Annotated in this window: 14 protein-coding genes; 6 read left to right on the forward strand and 8 right to left on the reverse strand. The window is 57.3% G+C overall.

What is annotated here, in order from left to right; genetic code table 11:
- Positions 1 to 94: 94 nt before the first annotated feature.
- The 4 genes from nuoF to nuoD form a co-directional block, all read right to left on the reverse strand.
- Positions 95 to 1,489: an NADH-quinone oxidoreductase subunit NuoF gene (gene nuoF / locus IE099_RS07575; RefSeq protein ID WP_189569149.1), complete on the reverse strand. Its 1,395-nt coding sequence runs from the start codon at positions 1,487 to 1,489 to the stop codon at positions 95 to 97.
- Positions 1,490 to 1,494: 5 nt separating this feature from the next.
- Positions 1,495 to 2,070, reverse strand: a complete 576-nt coding sequence (locus tag IE099_RS07580; protein WP_189569152.1) for an NADH-quinone oxidoreductase subunit NuoE family protein — start codon at positions 2,068 to 2,070, stop codon at positions 1,495 to 1,497.
- 69 nt (positions 2,071 to 2,139) lie between these two features.
- Positions 2,140 to 2,526 carry a GxxExxY protein gene (locus tag IE099_RS07585; RefSeq protein WP_189569155.1) on the reverse strand — a complete coding sequence of 129 codons (387 nt, stop codon included), beginning with the start codon at positions 2,524 to 2,526 and terminating at the stop codon, positions 2,140 to 2,142.
- 42 nt (positions 2,527 to 2,568) lie between these two features.
- Complete coding sequence (gene nuoD, locus IE099_RS07590; RefSeq protein WP_189569157.1) at positions 2,569 to 3,831, reverse strand: NADH dehydrogenase (quinone) subunit D; 1,263 nt, start codon at positions 3,829 to 3,831, stop codon at positions 2,569 to 2,571.
- A gap of 193 nt (positions 3,832 to 4,024) precedes the next feature.
- Between nuoD and IE099_RS07595 the strand changes: the two genes are divergently transcribed.
- On the forward strand, positions 4,025 to 5,029 hold the full coding sequence (locus IE099_RS07595; RefSeq protein ID WP_377047511.1) for a PLP-dependent cysteine synthase family protein: 1,005 nt from the start codon (positions 4,025 to 4,027) through the stop codon (positions 5,027 to 5,029).
- On the opposite strand, the gene IE099_RS07600 is transcribed toward IE099_RS07595, so the two are convergent.
- A complete protein-coding gene (locus IE099_RS07600) occupies positions 5,026 to 5,571 on the reverse strand; it encodes a 5-formyltetrahydrofolate cyclo-ligase (RefSeq protein WP_189569162.1) in 546 nt (181 codons plus the stop codon). The genes IE099_RS07595 and IE099_RS07600 overlap by 4 nt on opposite strands.
- 59 nt (positions 5,572 to 5,630) lie before the next feature.
- On the opposite strand from IE099_RS07600, the gene IE099_RS07605 reads away from it, so the two are divergent.
- Positions 5,631 to 6,191 carry a hypothetical protein gene (locus IE099_RS07605; RefSeq protein ID WP_189569165.1) on the forward strand — a complete coding sequence of 187 codons (561 nt, stop codon included), beginning with the start codon at positions 5,631 to 5,633 and terminating at the stop codon, positions 6,189 to 6,191.
- An 8-nt stretch (positions 6,192 to 6,199) separates the two neighbouring features.
- Here the strand turns inward: IE099_RS07605 and crcB are convergent, their stop codons facing one another.
- Genes crcB through IE099_RS07620 form a run of 3 tightly spaced genes read right to left on the reverse strand, consistent with a single transcriptional unit; the run spans position 6,200 to position 7,771 of the window.
- A complete protein-coding gene (crcB, locus tag IE099_RS07610) occupies positions 6,200 to 6,562 on the reverse strand; it encodes a fluoride efflux transporter CrcB (protein WP_189569167.1) in 363 nt (120 codons plus the stop codon).
- A complete protein-coding gene (locus IE099_RS07615; protein WP_189569172.1) occupies positions 6,559 to 7,260 on the reverse strand; it encodes a phosphoribosylanthranilate isomerase in 702 nt (233 codons plus the stop codon). The genes crcB and IE099_RS07615 overlap by 4 nt, the downstream gene beginning before the upstream one ends.
- A 43-nt stretch (positions 7,261 to 7,303) precedes the next feature.
- Positions 7,304 to 7,771, reverse strand: coding sequence for a hypothetical protein (locus tag IE099_RS07620; RefSeq protein ID WP_189569173.1), 468 nt, complete (start codon positions 7,769 to 7,771; stop codon positions 7,304 to 7,306).
- Positions 7,772 to 7,901: 130 nt separating this feature from the next.
- Here IE099_RS07620 and uvrA point away from each other — a divergent pair, with 130 nt between their 5' ends.
- The 4 genes from uvrA to IE099_RS07640 all read left to right on the forward strand — a co-directional run bounded on the left by uvrA (position 7,902) and on the right by IE099_RS07640 (position 16,447).
- Positions 7,902 to 10,793, forward strand: a complete 2,892-nt coding sequence (gene uvrA / locus IE099_RS07625; RefSeq protein WP_189569176.1) for an excinuclease ABC subunit UvrA — start codon at positions 7,902 to 7,904, stop codon at positions 10,791 to 10,793.
- Positions 10,794 to 10,905: 112 nt separating this feature from the next.
- The gene (locus IE099_RS07630; protein WP_189569178.1) at positions 10,906 to 11,634 is read left to right on the forward strand and encodes an RNA polymerase sigma factor; all 729 of its coding nucleotides are present in this window, start codon (positions 10,906 to 10,908) and stop codon (positions 11,632 to 11,634) included.
- Positions 11,635 to 11,901: 267 nt separating this feature from the next.
- The gene (locus tag IE099_RS07635; RefSeq protein ID WP_189569181.1) at positions 11,902 to 16,062 is read left to right on the forward strand and encodes a protein kinase domain-containing protein; all 4,161 of its coding nucleotides are present in this window, start codon (positions 11,902 to 11,904) and stop codon (positions 16,060 to 16,062) included.
- A gap of 46 nt (positions 16,063 to 16,108) precedes the next feature.
- Positions 16,109 to 16,447 (forward strand): hypothetical protein, encoded by a 339-nt coding sequence (locus IE099_RS07640; RefSeq protein WP_189569184.1) that lies wholly within the window; start codon positions 16,109 to 16,111, stop codon positions 16,445 to 16,447.
- Positions 16,448 to 16,496 lie beyond the last annotated feature (49 nt).

Here is a 16,496-nt window from a genome sequence, read left to right on the forward strand (position 1 = left end):
AAATGAAAAAATCGGGAAAGCTACGCAGAGCTCATCCCGATTGTTTTTAAATTCTGAAAGCCGTTCTTCAGTTTCGTGACCTTCACGCTTGTCTCTAGACAGGCTGAAGGAACTTCTCGCGCTCGAGTTGCTCGGCGGATTTCACGACGTTGGCCTCGCTGGTTTCCGCAAGGAGCTCGTCGCGGTATTTCGCGATGATGGCTTCCACGGGCCAAGAGGAGGCTTCTCCAAAGGCGCAGATGGTGCGGCCGTCGATTTGGTAGGCGATGGACTCGAGGGTGTCGATGTCGTTGGGCGTTCCTTTGCCGGAGGCGATGCGGTCGGAGACCTTTTTCATCCAGCCATTGCCTTCGCGACAAGGGGTGCACTGGCCACAGCTCTCGTGAGCGTAGAAGTGGTTGATGTTGTTGAGCACCCAGGAAATCTTGCGTGAGTCGTCGAGCACGATCACTCCACCGGATCCGGCCATGGAGCCACAGGCCGCAAGGGTGTCGAAGTCCATCTGGATATCCCAAAAGTCGAGGTCCTTGGCATCGTCACCGCGCCCAATCTTGAAGGTCTCGTCGCAACGAAGAATCTTGGACGATGAGCCACCGGGGATGACCGCCTTGAACTCGCGTCCATCTTTGGGGCCTCCGCACATGTCGTAGAGCAACTCACGCATGGTGACTTTGCCCACTTCGACTTCAAAGTAGCCGGGCTTCTTGACGTCTCCAGAAACGCAAAGGATCCGGGTGCCGGTGTTGCGGGCAACGCCGAGCTTGGCATACTCGTCGCCTCCCATCTCGAGGATGTGCTTCACGTGGCAAAGAGACTCGACATTGTTCACAATGGTGGGAGCCATGTAGAGGCCGAGGGCGGCGGGGAAATAGGGAGGTTTGATCCGTGGGTAAGGGCGCTTGCCCTCGAGGGATTCAATGAGGCCGGTCTCTTCGCCGCAAATGTAAGCGGCCGCTCCACGGTGAATGTGGATTTCGAGGTCGAAGCCGGAGCCCTGGATATTCTTGCCGAGGAAACCCTTTTCGTGACACTCCGCGATCGCCTTTTCAATAATATGGGCGGCGGCGGGAAATTCTTCTCGAATGTAGATGTATGCAACGTGAGCGCCTACGGCGAAGGCGGAGATGATCATGCCTTCGAGGAGTTGATGCGGGTCCTGATGGACGATGTAGCGGTCCTTGAAGGTGCCGGGCTCGGACTCGTCGCAGTTGCAAATGAGGTAGACGGGCTTGGTGTTGTTGGGCGGGATGAAGCCCCACTTTACGCCGGTCGGGAAGCCTGCTCCGCCTCGCCCACGCAGGCCTGACTTCTTGACCTCATCGGTGATGGCTTTGGGCTCCATGGTGAGAGCCTTCTTCATCTGCTCATAGTAGCCGTCCTGCAAGGCGCGCTCCATGGAGGGATCCCAGTCGGAGCGGTCGATGTTGCGGAAGATGAGACGGTGCTCTTGCGCGAGAGGTTCTTTGCCTTCTTTGTATTGAATGGACATGGCAATTAGGAATTAGAGGGATACTTGGCGAGGAGTTCGTTCGCCTTTTCGGCAGGAATGGCCTCGTGGAAATCATCATTGACGAGACACACAGGTCCCGTGCCACAGGAGGCGAGGCACTCGGCGAATTCGATCGAGTAATTCCCGCAGGGGGAGACTGCGATGGGATTCTCGTGCGTCGCTTGGTTGCGGTCGATCTTGGTGAGCTCGCAGAGCTTGTCCATGAGTTCGTAAGAGCCTGCCATCGCGCAGGAAAGGGTGCGGCAGACGCGAATATGGAATTTGCCGGGGGCGCTTTGGCGAAGACCGGGGTAAAAGGTGACCACTTCGACGACCTTGATCGGTTCGATATCGAGCTTGCCGGCAACCCAATCAATGGACTCGGCGCTGATGTAGCCGAACTTGTGCTGAACATCATGCAAGAGCATCAGAACGGCAGAACGCTTTTGATCTTCGGGGTAGTGGCTGATCCAGCGATCTGCCTTGGCGTTCAATTCGTCGTCGGCCGCGAAGGGAGGGAAGAATTTCGAGCCGGGGGTCTCCGGTGAAGCGATGTTTTTTTCGAGAATGCTATTGGACATGGCAGTGTAAGTTTTTAGCCGCAAAAAGGACGCAAAATCCACAAAAAGGACGGACCGGCGTGGGAAAAATCAGAGGTCTTTGGAGAGGACGTATTTTTTGATTTGGAGCTTTGGATTTCCGAAGTTGATGAGGAGCCCGTGCTCTTTACGGGTGGCGCGCAGATAGCCAAGGAGTTGGGCCACATGTTCGTTCGTGAGGTTTTTGACGGCCTTGAGTTCGATGATGAGTTCGTTCTCGACGACAAGATCCATCTCCAGGTTACCCAATAGAAAATCGTCTTCATCAAAGACCTGAAGCTGACCTTGCTGGGTGACAGCGTAGCCTTGCTTGGTGAGTCGATGAGCGAGTCCATTTTCATAAATCTTTTCTTTAAGCCCATGTTTAAGAAAGCAATGGAGAGCGAAGGAGGTTTCTCTGACTCTGTCGCAGAGCTGAAAAATCTCCTGTTCCTTCATTTTTGCGGTTCTTGTGCATCTTTGCGGCTAAAATCAAAAGGCTTAACGGTCGCACTCGCCCATCACGAAGTCCAGAGACCCGAGTATGGCGGGGATGTCTGAGACCATGTGGCCGGGGAGAAGCTCGTCGAGGAGGGAAAGGTTGATGAAGGACGGGCTGCGGATCTTGAGGCGATAGGGGACTCCTCCGCCTTTCGAGCAGATGTAAAAGCCCAGTTCGCCCTTCGGATTTTCCGCTCCGAAGTAGACTTCTCCCGCCGGGGCTTCGAGACCCTGGGTGGAGACGATAAAGTGGTGGATGAGTTCCTCCATGCTCATCAGGACGCGCTCTTTGTTGGGGAGGGTGCCCTTGGGGTCGATGAGGTTGATGGGGCCGGTGGGCATGGTGTCGAGCACCTGCCGGATGATGCGGATGGACTGGCGAACCTCTTCCATGCGGACTTGGTAACGGGCGTAGCAGTCGCCTTCGTCCGCGATGGGGACATCGAAGTCGTATTGCTCGTAACCCAGGTAAGGGTTGTCCTTCCGCAGGTCGCGGGGAACGCCGGAGGCGCGTAGGTTGGGGCCGGTGATGCCGTAGGAAATGGCGTCTTCCTTGGAGATGACGCCGATGTCGACCATGCGGCCCATGAAAATGCTGTTCTTGTCGAGGAGCTTGGAGACTTCGTCGAGGCTCTCTTCGAACTCACCCAAACACTTGCGCAACTGCTCTTCGAAGCCTGGAGGCATATCGCGCAGCTGGCCGCCCACGCGGGTGTAGGAGGTGGTGAAGCGGGCCCCGGTGAGCTGCTCGCAGAGGTTGTAGATCTTTTCGCGCTCGGTGAAGGTGTAGAGGAAAACGGTCATCGCTCCCACGTCCATCGCGCAGACACCGATGCCCAAAAGGTGGGCGGAGATGCGGGCGAGCTCGCAACAGAGCACGCGCAGGGCCTGGCCACGGGGGGGCAGTTCCCAGCCCATCAGCTTCTCGACCGCACAGGCGTAAGCCACGTTGTTGGCGAGGGGGGCGAGGTAGTCCAGCCGGTCGGTATAAGGGACGAACTGGTTGTAGTGCATGTTCTCGGCGATCTTTTCATCACCGCGATGGAGGAAACCCACGTCGGGGTCCGCCTTGGTAATGACCTCGCCGTCGAGTTCCAGGATCAGTCGCAACACCCCGTGGGTCGCCGGGTGGGACGGCCCCATGTTGAGAACCATTTTTTCGCCGAGGAGGTCTGTGGTCTCGGCCTGATAATCCTCAATTGCAGTAGCCGTGCGGGCTGCTGAATCGGGGGCCTCGTAAGTGGTGGTCGCGGAATCGCTCATGCCTAATTTGCCTCAGAAATAAGGCCGCAAGACAGCCCGACTCGCAAGGACTTTGTGAAATTTTTCACAAAGTCCGTTGTCATGGTCTCTGGGGCGCGCTTGCAGGCAAAGTGAGCCGCACTGTCAGCAAACGAGTCTTTCACATTGCTTCCTCGACGAATAGGGAATCGGTTGTCACTATGCCTATGTGAATTTGCCTTTTCCGAGTCCGTGTCCGCCGAATCAATTCTTAGCCCATCTGCCTCCGACTCCTTTGGTGCCGGTTCAGCTGGGGGAGGGGGAGCCGGTGATTTGGTGCAAGCTGGAATTTCTGAATCCTTCTGGATCGACCAAGGACCGGATCGCGCGGACCATCGTGACCAAGGCGTTGCGGAGGGGAGCCCTGCAGCGTGGGGACTTGGTAGTGGAGGCATCTTCGGGCTCGACCTCTATTTCGTTGGCCCAGACCTGTGCCCAGCTCGGGCTTCGCTTTCTGGCTTTCATCCCGTCTTCCGCAACCAACGAGCGAGCGTTGATGATTCGGGCATACGGGGGCGAGGTTCGGCGGGTTGAAGGAACGATGCCGGAGGTGATTGAGCAGGCGGCGGCCTTTGCGGAGCGCGAGGGTGCCTTTGCCGCTTGTCAGTTTGAGAATCCGGATAACACCGCAGCGCATTGTAATGAGACGGCGCGCGAAATACTAGCCCAGCTGCCTTATCACCGGGTGGATGCGGTGGTGTCCGGGGTCGGCACGGGGGGGAGTTTGGTGGGCTTGCACCAGGGATTGACCGCGGCGGGCTGTTCTCCCCTGGCGGTGGCGGCGATTCCCAAGTGCGGGGAGGGGATGCCGTCTTGTGTGGAGTGCTGCTCGCTTGAATTCTCGCGCAAGGTTCCGGGGGTGATTGATGGCTGCTCGAAAATTTACAGCGATTGGAAGGAGACCAATCCTCAGTTGGTCGAGCTTCCGGTGGCTGATGGCGATTGCCTGGAAGTGACCAAGAAGCTTTGGAAGCTTGGCTTTCCGGTGGGGCCTTCCTCGGGGCTCAATCTGCAGGCGGCCTTGCGTTCTTTGGAATTGCTTCCGGAAAACTCAGTGGTGGTGACTGTCTTTCCCGATCGAATGGAGCGCTATTTCTCGCATCCGGTCTTTGCCCATCTGATGGTCGAGATGGCGGAGGAGAATGGAGTAACGGAGCCTGTCGAGGCGCTTTGCTGCTAGATGGGTATCACACCGCGATCCGAAGCGAGATAGGCCATGGCGTGGTCATGGGGTTCGGTCGGAACTTCGGGGAGCAATTGGGAGCCGTAGGTGACTCCGATGCTAGGGATCGTCGGGATAAGCGAGAGAAAGCGATCGTAGTAGCCCGCGCCATGGCCCAGACGATTTCCTCTTAGGTCAAAAGCCAGACCGGGGACGAGAATGAGGTCCAATACATCGGGGTCGACTGGGGGGTGAACCTGGGGGTTGGGCTCGAGAATTTTGAACGAACCTTCCTTCAAAGTGGTAGGCTCGGTCACCAGATGAAAGTGCATGTCTTCTTCGTCTTTGACTAGTGGGTAGCAGAGCTGCTTGTCAGGCAGGAGATTATGCAGAAGAGATAGGTCAGGCTCATAGGGAAGAGCTGAAAAGCTGGCGATATGGCGGGCGTTGGGAAACCGGCTCTTGATGTATTGGGAAAGATTGTGAACCAGCATCGCCGAACGGCTTTTGCGCTCTTCGGCTGGCACACGGTTGAGAGTGTTGCGAGCAAGGTTACGCAATTGTGATTTTGAGAGAGTTGTCACTTGGCGGAGCGGTCGTTTGAGCGCACACTCTTTTCATGGCCCGCATTTGTATGCAAGCTCTGATATTGGTGTTGATGATGTTTTCTGTAGCAGCAGATCCTGTTGATGATCAACAGGTCCAGATAGCATACAAACCGCTGATAGTGAAAAAAAGTTTGTTTGGCGATTTCGCTATGTTGGCCCAAGAGCGGGACGAATATGCGACCACTTTGACCCGCTTTTCGATAGAGAGTGCCCATGCCAAGCCTACTGATAAGATAGTGATGGAGAGCGTGCGTAGGCTTATCGGATTGGCGCTCAATCTCTCACCGCGCAATCGCTCTGCTGTGGTCGCGAATCATCAGCTTGGTCGGGGGATTTTGCCCGAGAAAAAAAGTGCCGATTATTCGCGGCCCGTGTTTGCGCGGCTGCTTCTTACCCGAGGACGCCTTCTGAAAGAGCAAAAGGGCGAGGGGAATCAATTCGTGGGAGAGTGTTTTGTTGAACTGGCCGCAGAGCTGGATCCTCATAATGAGGATGCGGTCTACGAGTGTGAGTTGCAAAAGCTCGATGAACGCGAAGTGGATTGGAGCGTCTTCACCAGGCAGCCCGAGTAGCGGTGTTCTCACGAGCCGGTGAGGCGAAGGCCCAGCCATACTGCGAGGACGCCCGGGATGACTGAGGCGAGGATATTGATGAGCCCCAGTGAGGCTTCTCCACTCCGAATGAGCGACAAGCTATCGTTGGAAAAGGTAGAGAAGGTGGTGAAGCCGCCCAGAAAGCCGACAATGAGCAGAGGGCCGAACCAATCGGGGGCGGACTTGCTCGCATGACCAGCGGCCAACCCGATGAGAAAGCAGCCTAGCAGGTTGCAGGTGAGGATTCCCCAGGGAAAGCGAATGCCAGCCCAATCGCTAATCGCTTTCGTCAGGGTGAAGCGGGCGACGGCGCCTAAACCCCCGCCGAGAAAGACGAGAAAGAGCTTCACGGGAGCGGGTTGGCGGTTTGGGTGGCGACGAGGAGTTGGGAGACTTTTTCAAAGTCCTTCACGCCCGGCGAGCTTTCCGCCCCCGAGGCCACATCGAGGCCGGCGGGACGCGTGAGGCGGAGGGCTTTGGCGGCATTCTCCGGGACGATTCCGCCCGCCAGCAGGACGGGAAGGGGCGAGGCCAGGCGGATGAATTCGCCGGCCTGTTCCCAATCGATCGTTTCGCCTGTGCCGCCATAGACACCCGGAGCATGGGCATCGAGCAAGAGGGCCAGGGTTCCGGGATGGCTGGCCAATAGATTCTCATAGTGACCTACTACCGAGGGGAGGTGATCCGAGGATTGCAGGGAGAGCGCGCGAATGACTGGGACGTCTTGGGCTAACAATCCAATGAGTTCTTCATCGTCTTCGTCTCCGTGAAGCTGAACGAGATCGATCGCCTTGGCTGCCAGAAGGTCGGGGGCGAGTTGGCGGGCATTGTTGACGAACACTCCGACTCTGGCGATTTGTCCTCGGAGAGCGGGCAGGAATTCAAGGGCTTCGTCGGGCGAGCAATAGCGTTTTGATTTTGGCCAAAAATTGATGCCGATTGCGGGAACTTTTTTGTCGATGAGGCCTTGGGCATCAGTAGGAGAAGTGACGCCACAGATCTTGAGGGAAGGACTCGCGGGAGAGAGGAAGGCCTCGACAACGTTCATGGAAGCAGGGTGGTTCCGAACGGGTGGAAATTCACTCTTTTTCTCAACTCGCCTTCAAGAAGCGGATGTGGTCCTTCTTGCCGGGGACCACCGAGTCGGATTCCGCGATGAGGACGAGATGGTCGTCGAGTTTGGAAAAGCGCAGAACAAACTTATCGTCTGCGGAGCTGATGTGCAAAGTCGCGGGAGCGCGTCCGACACCGGGTTGGGAGGACCAGGCGATAGGGCCCTCGATGTGGCGATTGCCAATTACGAAGTTGGCGTGACCTCCTCCCCAAGCTTCCAGAGAGATTCCGGCGCGACGACCGGAGGTGCCCAGAGAATTGGAAACCAGTCCGGTAGAGCGCGGGCTCAGGACCCAGGAACCAACAATTTCGTTTTTCGAGACGGAATTGAGGAGGACGATATTTAATTCCGCGAACTGCGGCCCACCGTTCTCTTGCTGCAACTTGTCTCCATTGATGTAGGGGTAGACCATGTAGCCAGCCACGGCACATGGAGTAAAAAACATCAAGAATCGCATCGCAATCAGGGGGGGATTTCATTGTTTTTCTCCTAATTTCTTTGTTAAGACAAGAGAATATTTTGACTATGTTGAATTTCTTTGTCTTCCGAATGTTTGATTTTGGCTTGTGGGAGCAATGGAAAGGTCTGAAGTTGAGCCAGTGGAGACGATTCGGATTCGGGGAGCCAGGCAGCATAATCTACAGAATATTGATGTAGATTTGCCCCGTGGAAAGTTGGTTGTGATCACGGGTCCGAGTGGCAGTGGGAAGTCCAGTCTGGCCTTTCATACCCTCTATGCGGAGGGGCAGCGTCGTTATGTGGAGAGCCTATCTGCCTATGCCCGACAGTTCCTCGACCAGTTTGAAAAACCAGATGTCGATTCGATAGAAGGGCTGAGTCCGGCGATCGCGATTGAACAGCGTGGTGGCAGGGGAAATCCACGTTCGACCATCGCGACGGCGACCGAGATCCATGACTATTTGCGTATCCTTTATGCCGGTGCAGGGGTGCCCCATGACCCCGTAACGGGGGCTCGATTGGAGAAAATGACGGCCGCGGAAGTGGTCAATCGGCTGATGAAGGAGCCCGAGGGGACGAAGGTGATTCTGTTGGCCCCCTTGCCAGCGGCGGCGGGTGTCGATGCCGGAGGCCTGGCGGAGGATTTGCGCCGACAAGGATTTGTGCGCCTACGATTAAATGGGGAGATATATGAATTGGATGATGGAGTTGATGGTTGGCCTGCTATCATCGAGCAGTTAGAGATAGTCATCGACCGCTTCGTGGTGAAGCCCGGGGCGGAGAGCCGGCTGGCGGACTCGGTGGAAACCGCGTTGCAGATCTGTGGGCAAGAGGCCCGTGCGCTCGTGATGCCGAAGGGGGAACAGGAGTGGGAGGAGCGCTCCTTTTCAACCAGTTGGCGCAATCCCGAGAACGGCTTCGAGCTGGGCGCGCTCACACCGCGCCGCTTTTCCTTCAATTCTCACGAGGGAGCGTGCCCGCTTTGCCACGGCTTGGGACGGGAGCTCTTCTGCGATCCCGAGCTGGTCGTGCCCGACAAGGAGGTCAGCCTTGGGGACGGAGCAGTGCGGGTTTGGACCGCGGGTTCCGCCAAGCGCAAGGGCTGGAATCAACTGCAGATCGAGGCTCTCGCCAAGCATGATGGGGTGGACCTGGAGACTCCCTTTAAAGAATTGCCCGCGGCCTTTGTGAAACGGCTTTTTCACGGCACGGGTGAGGAACTCGTCACCATGCGTTGGGAAAAGGACGGGGACGTGCGCAATTTCGAAAAGCCCTTCGAGGGCATTTGCCGGCAGGTGGAAAGACTTTATCGGGAGAGCGAGAGTGAGGGCGTGAAGCGCTCGACGGGTCGCTTCATGACTTGGCAAAAGTGTGGAGCGTGTCACGGCGATCGTCTGCGGCCCGAGTTGTTGGCGGTGAAACTTTTTTCCAAAGAGTCCGAAGGAGGCGCTGGCGAGGGGCTCGGTATCGCGGATTTTTGTCGGCTGGATATCGCCTCGGCGAGCGCGTGGCTGGAACGATTGGAGCTCGCGCCCGACCGGCTGCAGGCCTTGGAGTCTGTGGCGGGTGAGGTAGCGAAGCGCTTGCGGTTTCTTCGCGAGGTGGGGTTGGATTACCTCACTCTGGATCGCACCAGTGGCACTCTCAGCGGCGGGGAGTCGCAGCGAATCCGGCTCGCGACCCAACTGGGCGCGGGTTTGGCGGGGGTGCTGTATGTCTTGGACGAGCCCAGCATTGGACTGCACTCCAAGGACAACCAGCGGCTCATCGGAGCGCTCAAGCGTCTCCGCGATTTGGGGAACACCGTGGTGGTGGTGGAGCATGATGAGGAGATGATTCGGGAGGCCGATTGGGTCATCGACGTCGGCCCCATGGCGGGCACGGGAGGGGGACAGATTCTTTTCGCCGGCACGGTTCCCCAGATGCTGAAGTCGAAGGACTCGGTGACGGGGACTTGGTTGCGCGAGGCCGCGGGGGCACCGGTTAAGGCCCTGCCTCCGGTCGACTCCGACGAAGTCCTGCGCATCGTGGGCGCGCGCGAGAACAACCTCGCGAATATCGATGTTGCCATCCCGCTGCATCGCATTGTGGCGGTCACCGGGCCGAGCGGAAGTGGCAAGTCCACTCTGGTGAATACCATTCTCAAGCGGGTGCTGGCGCGGGAGTTTCATCACGCCACCGAGGTTCCCGGAGCCCATGATAAAGTTGAGGGCATGGAGTTGTTAGGCAAGGTCGTGGTGGTGGATCAGAGTCCCCTTGGACGTAGCCCGCGCTCCAATCCTGCGACCTATACCGGGGTCTTTGACGAGATGCGCAAGCTCTTCGCCAACTTGCCCATCTCCAAGCAGCGTGGCTACAAATCAGGTCGGTTTTCCTTTAATGTGAAGGGCGGTCGCTGCGAAAAGTGTCAGGGCGGGGGAGCGCTCAAGATCGACATGCACTTTCTCAGCGATGTCTGGGTGCCCTGCGAGTCTTGCCATGGGCAGCGCTACAATCGCGAAACCCTGGAGGTCACCTTCAAAGGAAAATCCATCGCCGATATCCTGGCGATGCAATGTGAGGACGCGCGCACCTTCTTCGCGAACGTGCCCAAGATTCATCGCGTGATGGAGGCTCTCTGTGATGTGGGCTTGGGTTATGTCAAGCTCGGGCAGGCGGCCAACACCCTTTCCGGAGGGGAGGCGCAGCGGGTGAAACTGGCGAGCGAACTTTCCAAACCCAAGGCACCCCACACCTTGTTTCTGTTGGACGAGCCCACTACCGGCCTCCACTTTCAGGATGTGGAAGTATTGCTCAACGTCTTGCGCCGGCTTCGCTCCGAGGGTCATTCCCTCGTGGTTATCGAGCATCACCTCGACGTCATCGCAGCCTCGGATTGGGTGCTCGATTTGGGGCCGGGGGGCGGTAAGGAGGGCGGACACCTCGTCGCCGCCGGAACTCCCTTTGATGTTTCTTTGAAAGAGGACTCCGTGACGGGGCAGTTCTTGGCCAGCAAGGTGCAGCAGTAGGCGAGGAGTTTGCGAAAGTGCCTCCAAGTTAGACGGTTTTCGCGGCTTGGTTCGCCGAACCCGATACTCACAAAGATTGTCAAACGGGAGGCATTCTGAGAGGGTAATGACGATGCCTGAGGGTCGTGACGTTTTCCCCCAGACGAGATGGAGTCTTGTCTTAACTGCAACCTCTCCCGAAGAGCCGGTGGCACATCGGGCTCTCGGAGAGCTGTGTGAGATCTACTGGAAGCCGGTTTACGCCTATATTCGCGGGCGGGGCTGGAAGGCGGAAGAAGCCGAGGACCTGACTCAGGAATTCTTTGCCTGTTTCTTGGAAAGGAAGGGGATTGAGTCCGCGGATGAGAGCTTGGGAAAGCTGCGGGCTTTTTTGCTGAGCTCGGTGAAACGGTTTTTAGTCGATGAAACGCGCAAGAAGATGGCGCAGAAGCGTGGGGGTGGGAGTGAGCAGTTTTCGATGGACCACGGAGAAGGGGAGCGGAGTTTTTCGGCGCTGGCAGCCAATGAGGAAAGTCCGGAGGTCCTGTATGAGCGGGCTTGGGTAAGGACTTTAATCGATGAGGTCACCGTGAAGCTGGAAGCGCAGTATGTTGAACGGGGAAAGGGGAAAGAGTTCGTAGCCCTCAAGCCCTCACTCCTGAGAGAGGAGGATGCCTTGTCCCAGCGCGAGTTGGGGTGGGAGTTGGGTATGAGCTTGGCTGCAGTGAAGGTGGCTGTTTTTCGGTTGCGGCAGCGATTCCGGGAGTTGCTCGAAAAAGAGATCGCGCAAACAGTGGAAGAAGGCGGTGAAGTGGACGCGGAAGTGATCTGGCTAATGGGGGTATGGAAAAAGGCCTCGTAGGAAGGCTTCACCTTGACCGTGTGGGGCGGAATCTTCCGCGAGATCTTCGATGCCTTGCGGATGGGGTTGCATCAAAAGGGATTCGTTCGCGATGAAGGTCATGGAGCGAATTCGCACCTTCACGCTGATCCCTTCGTGAGCTCCCAGGAATGGTTACTCAGAGGTTTCATTTATTTTTGGAGTAACCTTTGGGATTCTTTTTCGAAAGAGTCGGGTGATGAATGCTGGGTCTTTGCGAACAATCGAATCATTGCTACAAGGAGGAGAATGATCGGGGACGCGCGCTATCGGGTAGAGGAGGAGATCGCGCGGGGCGGGATGGGGGTGGTGTTGCGAGTGACGGATGGGGACTTGGGCCGGACCCTGGCGATGAAGCGGATGGCGTCGGCTCCCGATGAGACCATGGGGGGCGCGGAGGCTTCGCGCTTTGCCCGCTTCATGGAAGAGGCGCAAGTGACCGCGCAACTGGATCACCCCGCGATTGTGCCGGTGCATGACCTGGGCTTCGATGAAGATGGGACGGGTTGGTATACCATGAAGTTGGTGGAGGGGCGCGACTTGGGGCAGGTCTTCGATTTGGCGAGAGGGGGGAAGGGCGGTTGGACTGAGGAAGCGGTCTTGCGAGTTCTAGTGCAAGTGTGTCAGGCCCTCTCCTATGCCCATGGCAAGGGCGTTCTTCATCGGGACTTGAAGCCGACCAACATCATGGTGGGGGAGTTTGGTGAGGTCTACGTGATGGACTGGGGTTTGGCCCGGGTCGAAGGGAGTGAGGTGACGAGCCCGCGTGAGGATGATGAGATTACGGGCGGAGGAATGACGACGATCTATGGCTCGGTGATGGGGACTCCGGAGTTCATGGCTCCCGAGCAAGCGCGCGGGGAGGACGCGGACGAGAGGTCGGATGTCTATGCGGTGGGAGCGATGATGTATCATTATCTCGCGGGGAGGCCGCCCTATCAAGGGGCCGCCAAGGACGTGGTGGCAGAGGTTGTGGCGGGGCCACCCAAACCCCTGCCGTCCAGCGTGAGGCGCGAATTGGCGACGATTTGTCGCAAGGCGATGAAGCGAAATCGGGACGAACGCTACCAGTCGGTGGGCGCTTTGGGCGACGACTTGCAACGGTATTTGGAAGGTCGGGTGGTGCAGGCTCATGAGAGTGGAAGCTGGGCCGAGTTCAAGAAGTGGATGGCTCGGAACAAGGCTGTATCGTGGGCGATGGCGGCGGTCTTTGCCTCGTTGGTCACGATGTTGGTGCTGCAGAATATCTCGAAGGAAAAAGTCCTGAAGTCTGAGGCTGAAGCAGTGGCGGCGCTGGAAGGAATGGCGGTGAGCCAAGGCTTGAGCGCGGGCAAATCCATGGAAACCGGCGAGGCGGCCTACTGGTTCCGCGAAGCTGCGAGAAGGGCAACGGATGAGACGCGGGCGCAAACCCATCGTCTGCGGGCGCGCATCGCGGCAGAGAGACAGACCGAACCAGTCCGGGCTCTGCAAGTTCCATTTTTAGGTGAAGGGCATTGTCGGATTGATTTCTCGCCGGATGGGGCTTTCTTGCTGGCGTCGCAATCTGTGAATGGAGGGCTGCAGCAGGTCGTGGATATCGAGAGGGAGAGGCTGATGCAATCGAGCACGGGAGGGGTGATTTTCAAGGCTGCTGCATTCTGTGCCAAAACGGGGCGGGTGGCCCTCGCTCCCGAAGAGAATCCGAAGTTGATTGAGGTGTGGTCGTCGGAGGGAGGGAGAGTGGTTGAGAAGATTGAGTGGGAGGGAGCGCCAATTGGGGCCTTGGCTTTTTCGCCGGATGGCGGGAGTTTGTTCGTGGGCGCGGAGGAGGGGAGGTTGTATGATTTTGGCAGAGCTGCTTTTTCGGAGAAGAGTTTCGAGCATGTGCCCGGGCGGCAGATTGGGTATGCCGTATTCGCTCCCAAGGGAGACTTTGTCCTCACGGTCTTGCGTCGTCAGATTGTGTTGGAGGGCGAGTTTTCGGGGCTTCGGGTGTTTGACGTGGCGGGAGATGGCAAGCCCTTGTATCCCATGAGGGAGTGTTGGTTCTGGGCCAATCTGGCAAATCCGGGTTTTCTCAAAGGCGGGGACACAGTCGTGTATTACTTGGAAGAAGATATCATGGAAACAATGATTACGCGGACTGGGGCGGTGGTCTCGCGTTTCCACGAAATACCGACCGATGTGCGAGCGGACCCCGAGGATTTTGTCTATCGAGGAGGGGACTCTTCGAGGAAAGGAAGTGAGCGAAAGATTGACGAGATGATGGGGGAGCCACGCTTTCGTCCTCACCACGATAGTGTGCTGGCGAATCGGCCGGGCTTGCGTGAATTGTCTTGGAAAGATGGGTCGGTGAGACGACCGGTAGGGCTCAATCGGTTTGAAGTGAGGTCGGTTGCGGTGTCGCCGGATGGGATGTTGGCTGCGGGATGGGAGACGTGTGGATTGCTGCGCTTCTGGAGCCTTCGGGAGTCGGAATGGCAGTTCGCAGCCGAGGTGGCTGGAGAAGTGCGATACAGTCTGAGCGGCCAATGGATCACCGATACGAGCGGAGAGATGGGGCAGGTCTATGAGGCAAAGACCGGGGAAAAGGTGGGGCGGGAGTTGGTCTATGAGAGAGAAAGTGTGGATGCCACTTTTTCGCCAAACGAGCGGGAGCTTGCGGTGAGTCTGACCGGGGGACGGGTTGAGTTTTGGGACTGGAGAAAAGGGACGAAGTCCGGGCGGGCTGGCACCGTGCCGGGGGAGGTTCTCGTCAGCGAGTATGCTCCCGGCGGGGAGTGGGTGGCGGTGATGTGTCGCAGCGGAGAATTGTGTCGGGTCGAGGGAGATTCAGGCTTGGTGACGGTTTTGATAAAGCATGAAAAGATGCGGGAGAGCGTTCCGCCGCCAGACTCGTTGAAGAGAATGGAATTTTCCCAGGATGGTCGATGGCTGGTGGTCTGGTCGAGCTGTGAGGGGGTATTGATTTGGGACTGCCAGAAGGGAGAACCCGCGAGAACTCCCCCTGTCAAAGAAGGGCGGTATGTCAGCCGGTTGAAGTTGCTGGGCGATCGCATCGTGTTCCTCGAAGAGGACCATTGGGAGCAAATTTTTGATCTGAAGGAATGGAGCCTTTCCGAGCAGAAATGGACGCGGGAAAGTGTCCCTGTAGGGCGGGGTTTCTATGCGAATATCGATGTCTCGGATGATGGTTCGCGAATTCTATTGAGCCGAGTCGGTGAGGAGTTCGCGAGTCTGGCTGAGCGGGATCCCAGGGGAGAGTGGCAGTGGCGTAAGATTCGAGCCTTGGGGCGGGCGACTTCCTTCTTTGTTCCGGGAACTCCTTTCGCCGTGGGGGTGACTTCCAGTGGTCCGAGCCGATTTATGATGGTCGATTTGCGTGACGGAAGGGCCCTGGCTTCCCCGGTCGCGAGCGAAGGGAGCATCTTTCAGTTCCCGAAGCTTTCTCCCGATCGAAAAAGTCTGGCTGCGGTCGATTGGTCCGGAAGTGGTTTGGCGAAAGTGTGGGATATCTCCGTGCTGACCGAGAGCAGCGGGGCGTTGTTGGACTCCCGGGAGGATCGCTTGATGTTGTCGGAACTCAATGCGGGAGGAAGAGCGGGAAGGAATGGATGGGAGGAGCTCAAGGGGGCGAGATGGCTAAACCAGTGGACCAAGTTTAGGAAAAAGTATCCCAAGTGGCACGTCGTCCCAAGAGTGCGGCATGAGATGGCCGGGAATGACCATTCCAAGGGGGCTGACCTGACGCGAGGACTGTTGGCTCACTGGTCGTTCGAGGGAAACTCGCGCAATGAAAGATCGGCAGGAGGGGGTGAGAGCCTGGACTTGAAAATACACGGGCAAGTGGAGTTTTCGGAAGTTGGTTTGCGAGGTCGCGGGGCCAGGTTTGACGGGCGAGGGGCCCACCTGGAAACGCAACCAATTCTGTCTCAGCTTTCGCAATCAGCTGGCTGCACTCTATCGGCCTGGTTTCGAGTGGATGAGGTGCCCAGAGGGGCGGAACGGGGATTTATCTTCGAGACCGCTCCTCACTACACTTTATCATTGGGGTTGAGGGAATTCCCCGACGCCGAGAGCGCGACCGCAATCGAGTTTCGTGGGATTCCGGCGAACCAAAGTGGGTGGGGCATTTCAAATGTGGTTCATGATGAGGATATCACAAAGGTATGGTTTCACTGCGTGATGACCATGGATGCGGCGAGCGGGGTGGGACGTGTCTTCGTGAACGGTTCTCTTTTTAACGAGATGAAGTTCGAGGGAAATCTCGCAGAATTCGACCGTCTCTACCTGGGGACCTATCGAGGCGCCGACAAGCGATTCTTCAAAGGGATGCAGGATGAGGTTTCCCTCTGGGACCGGGCGTTGTCCGTGGAAGAGGTTGTGCAACTTTACGGTCAAATGGGAAGAGTGACGGACACGGAATAAATGATGCTTTCCAGCAAAGCTGAACCGTCGGTTACAAAACAAGGCCATGGACCCTTACCAATCCCCGCACAGCGAGTTTCGAGCTCCATCAGAAGAACCGAAGCGAGAGCGTGGGTTGCCTTGTCTTGGCTGCGGCAGTCTCAATACCTCGAAGGACAAGTTTTTTCGTGCTCGCCCCAGCGTGATCTCGGTGATGCTTTTCGGATGGTTCTTTCTTGTGGTTAAAGCAGCGTTCCATGTTCGCTCCAGTGAGTGCCGCGATTGCGGAGCCATTCGCCGATACAAGACCACGGGGTCCAAAGTAGCCTTGGGTTTCGTTGGCTTTGTTCTCTTTCTCATCGTTCTAGCGGTGGTTTCTGAAATCAATGCCACCGGAGCGCTGTAGAGAAGACAACGGGCGTGGGGTTTGTTGTGATCCTGCCTTTCTGCACCTT

This window comes from Roseibacillus persicicus (assembly GCF_014651675.1).
Classification (GTDB): Bacteria; Verrucomicrobiota; Verrucomicrobiia; order Verrucomicrobiales; family Akkermansiaceae; genus Roseibacillus; species Roseibacillus persicicus.